Origin of the sequence: Actinoplanes sp. NPDC048791 (assembly GCF_040650095.1) — a bacterium.
Lineage (GTDB): Bacteria > Actinomycetota > Actinomycetes > Mycobacteriales > Micromonosporaceae > Actinoplanes.
The window spans coordinates 1-3,756 of record NZ_JBEZGQ010000825.1; the positions used below are offsets into that span (position 1 = coordinate 1).

The 3,756-nt window shown below is 70.4% G+C and carries 5 protein-coding genes; 3 read left to right on the forward strand and 2 right to left on the reverse strand.

Translation table 11 applies throughout. The features are described 5' to 3' along the window. Together AB0C29_RS37800 and AB0C29_RS37805 are read right to left on the reverse strand one after the other, a co-directional pair. On the reverse strand, nt 1–508 hold a 508-nt coding region (locus AB0C29_RS37800; RefSeq protein ID WP_360830963.1), incomplete at its 3' end, for a TetR family transcriptional regulator. Continuing rightward, the gene (locus AB0C29_RS37805) at nt 505–1,521 is read right to left on the reverse strand and encodes an LLM class flavin-dependent oxidoreductase (protein ID WP_360830965.1); all 1,017 of its coding nucleotides are present in this window, start codon (nt 1,519–1,521) and stop codon (nt 505–507) included. The genes AB0C29_RS37800 and AB0C29_RS37805, both read right to left, overlap by 4 nt. A 161-nt stretch (nt 1,522–1,682) precedes the next feature. On the opposite strand from AB0C29_RS37805, the gene AB0C29_RS37810 reads away from it, so the two are divergent. The 3 genes from AB0C29_RS37810 to AB0C29_RS37820 all read left to right on the forward strand — a co-directional run. Continuing rightward, nucleotides 1,683–2,471 carry a polysaccharide lyase family 7 protein gene (locus AB0C29_RS37810; RefSeq protein WP_360830967.1) on the forward strand — a complete coding sequence of 263 codons (789 nt, stop codon included), beginning with the start codon at nt 1,683–1,685 and terminating at the stop codon, nt 2,469–2,471. A gap of 36 nt (nt 2,472–2,507) precedes the next feature. Next, nucleotides 2,508–3,515: a magnesium transporter CorA family protein gene (locus AB0C29_RS37815; RefSeq protein ID WP_360830970.1), complete on the forward strand. Its 1,008-nt coding sequence runs from the start codon at nt 2,508–2,510 to the stop codon at nt 3,513–3,515. A gap of 43 nt (nt 3,516–3,558) precedes the next feature. Continuing rightward, nucleotides 3,559–3,756 (forward strand): hypothetical protein (locus tag AB0C29_RS37820; RefSeq protein ID WP_360830972.1); only part of this gene is annotated, 198 nt, incomplete at its 3' end.

Sequence of the window (3,756 nt, forward strand, 5' to 3'; positions counted from 1 at the left end):
CCGCCGAGACCGCCCTGACGGCCCTGCACGGCGCCGGCCGGCTCGCCGCGGTGGCACCGGGCTTCGGTGAGCCCTTCGCGATGGTCACGGCGGCCCGGACCATCCGCGGCGCGCCCGGCGGCAGATTCTCCAGCGCGAGCCCCAGCACGATCGCGGCCAGGTTGTGCAGCTGGGCGTAGGCCTGGCGGGTCTCGCCGGCGAGGATCTCCGGGAGCAGGCCGAGCCGTTGCTTCTCGGTGGCCAGCGGGAGCCGGGCCAGCCAGGCCCGGGCGAAGTCGCCCAGGGCCGCCTTCGCGGTGCGGGCGGTCGGTGGGTACTGCGGCTCCGGTGCCTGCTCGGCGATCTCGGCCAGGACCGCGAAATAAAGCGCCTGCTTACTGGCGGGGAACCGGCCCAGCCCGGCCCGCTCGGCGATCAGGTCGAGGTCGGCGTCGTGGTAGCCCCGCTCGGTGAACTCGGCCCGGGCGGCGGCCAGCATCCTGGCCCGGTCGTGCTCCGGTGACGTCATGCCCGGTGCCAGCCCAGGGCCGGCCCGAGGGCGCCCGCGATGTCGGTGAGGATCTGCACGTAGTCATCGTGACCGAAGGTGAACGGCAGGGCGAACGCCACCTCGTCGATCTCGCGGAACGCCGGGTGCGCGTAGAGCCGTTCGGCGATCTCGGCCGCGGGGCCGAACAGGTCCGGGGCGAACATCATCCGGCCCGGTCCCTGCGGCGTGGCGGTGCGCGGGGTGCGCTTGCGGGCGTACTCCTCGTATCTGGCCCGCTGGTCGGCGGTCGCGCTGTCGGTCGGGATGACCACCAGGCCCTGCGAGACGCGGGCGCGGTCGCCGTCGGGGTGGTGGGCGCGGAACTCGCGGATGTGCGACAGCTGGATCTCGGCGAAGTCCGTCGACTCCTCCGCCTTGACCACGCTGCTGGTCAGGAAGTTCATGCCGTTCTCGCCGGCCCAGCGGGCGGAGCGCAAGCTGGCCCCGCCGTACCAGAGGCGCCGGCCCAGGCCCGTGGCGTGCGGCTGGACCCGGTCGGAGAACACCTCGAAACCCTCGACGCCGCTGAAGTCGGTGGCCGGTTCGCCCCGGATGAAGCCGAGCAGCCGCCGTACGCGCTCGTAGCTGAAGTCCTCGGTGTCCGCGGTGTCCGGGTAGAGCGCGCCCTTGACCTGCTCGTAGTGCATCGGCGGCCCGACGCTCAGGCCCGGGTTGAGCCGGCCGCCGGACAGGATGTCGACCGTGGCCAGGTCCTCGGCCAGCCGCAGCGGGTTCTCCCAGCCCAGCGGGATGACCGCGGTGCCGAGCTCGATCCGGGTGGTGCGCTGGGTGGCGGCGGCCAGCACCGCGACGGGGGAGGAGATGCCGTACTGCAGGTGCCGGTGGCGGACCCAGGCGCTGTCGAAGCCCAGCCGCTCGCCCAGCTCGATGATCTCCAGGGTCGACTCGTGGCCGGCGCGCGGATCGTCGCCGTCGAACAGGCCGATGGTCAGGAAGCCCAGCTTGCGCAGCGGGGTCGACGGAACGGGCACGGCGCTTCTCCTCGGCAGGCGACTCACCCGATCTTGCTGCGTACGGCCGCGTTCGCCAAGCGGCCATTGACTTTACATCGATGACAATGTTTATTGTTCAGCGTCTTACCTATTAAGGTCGTCCCCACCGGCGCCTCCGTTCCGCAAGGAAGGTCCCCCGCATGAAGCGCCGTTCCACGCTCCTCGCCGTCCTGACCTCCGCCGCCGTGGCGGGCACGTTCGGTGTCCTCGGTATCACCAGCGCCGACGCCGCCGCGCTCAACCCGGCGGTCGCCCCCGGCGGCAACTTCAACCTCGGTGTCTGGAGCCTGCAGCTGCCCTCCGGTTCGCCGGGCTCGCCCACCACCATCCCCCCGTCCCAGCTCAAGGGGGCCAACGGCTACACCAACCCGGCGTACTTCTTCACCGACAAGACCGACGGGTCGATGACGTTCTGGGCCCCGGAGAAGGGCGTGACCACGCCCAACTCCAAGTACGCCCGCTCCGAGCTGCGCGAGATGAACGCCAACGGCAGCGCGGCCGACTGGCGGCTGGCCGGCTCGCACAAGCTCACCGCCAACCTGCGCATCCCGCACGTGACCAAGAACGTGTGCGTCGGCCAGATCCACCTCGGCTCGGGCGGCCCGTCGACCAAGCCCCTGGTCGAGCTCTACTACCGGCCCAACGGCGACATCTACTTCGGTACGGAGATCTCGCCGGCCGGCGGCCAGGACGTCCGCAAGGTCGGCAACGTCCCGCTCGGCACCCGGTGGAACTACACCATCGCGGTGTCCGGCGGTAACAAGGTGAACCTGACCATCAACGGCACCACCACGAGCTACGCCATCCCGTCGTCGTTCAACCCGTACGGGATGTATTTCAAGGCCGGCTCGTACAACCAGTCCTCGTCCGAGAGCACCTCGAACGGGGCCAAGGTGAAGTTCTACACGCTGACTGTGACGCACGGCTGATTGTGCCCGGGGCAGCTCGGGGCATAGTGATCGGTTGTGACGGACACACCAGCGCCGAGCTGCCCCACCTACACCCGGCTGTACGAGGCCGGGGAGGTGGTGGCCGAGGGTTTCGACCCGCACGAGATCGCCGACCAGCTGCAGGCGCACCCCAAAGCGGTGCTGTGGCTGGACCTGTTCGACCCGGACGAGAACGACCTGAAGGCCGTCGCCGCCGAGTTCCGGCTGCACCCGCTGGCCGTCGAGGACGCCGTGCACGACCACCAGCGGCCCAAGGTCGACCGCTATCCGGGTCACCTGTTCATGAACGTCTACGCCGTGCACGTCGACACCGCGGCTCCCGGTCCGGCGATGCACAAGACCGAGATCAGTTCCTTCATCACCGAGCGGGCGCTGATCACCGTCCGCAAGTCGCAGAGCGACCTCACGCCGCTGATCCGCCGCTGGGACGCCGACGCGGGGCTGGCGCCGGAGGGCGGTGTCGGCTTCCTCGTCTACGGCCTGCTCGACGTCATCGTGGACGGCCACTTCGCGGCCGCCCGCCTCCTCGACGAGGCGATGGACAAGACCGAGGACGACATGCTGGAGGAGGGCGGCGCACCGCGCAGCGTGCGGATGTACGGCTTCGCGCTGCGCAAGACGCTGGCGGCGTTGCGCCGGCCGGTCGCGCCGATGGCCGGGCTCATCGCCCACGTCATGCGGGCCGACACCGAGATGGTCGTCGAGCACCTGGAGCCGTACTACCGCGACGTCGACGACCACGCGCGGCGGGCCATCGAGACCATCGACAGCGCCCGGGACCGGATCAACGGACTGCTCGAGGCGGACCTCAACGAGCAGAGCAACGCGCTCAACGACGTGACCCGCAAACTCGCCGCCTGGGCCGCGATCATCGCCGTGCCGACGGCCCTGACCGGCTTCTTCGGACAGAACGTGCCGTACTGGGGTTACGAGAAGTTCTGGGGCTTCCTGCTGAGCCTGGGAATGATCGTCGGGTCCGCGGCGGGACTGTATCTGTATCTGAAGCGGCGCGGGTGGTTGTGACATCGCGTACCCTGCCCGTGGATCTTCAACGGGGGAGGGCTCGATGGTCGCGCTGGTGCTCGGGGCCGTCCGCGCCCGTACCGCGCAGGTCCTGACCGTCCTGATCCTCACCGCCCTGATCGCCGCCGTGGCGGCCGCCGGCCCCTGGTACGCGATTGCCGCCTCCTCCCGCGCCGCCGACGGTGACGTCGCCGCGGCTCCGGCGGGCCAGCGCATGCTCTCCGTGCGGCAGAACGCCGAG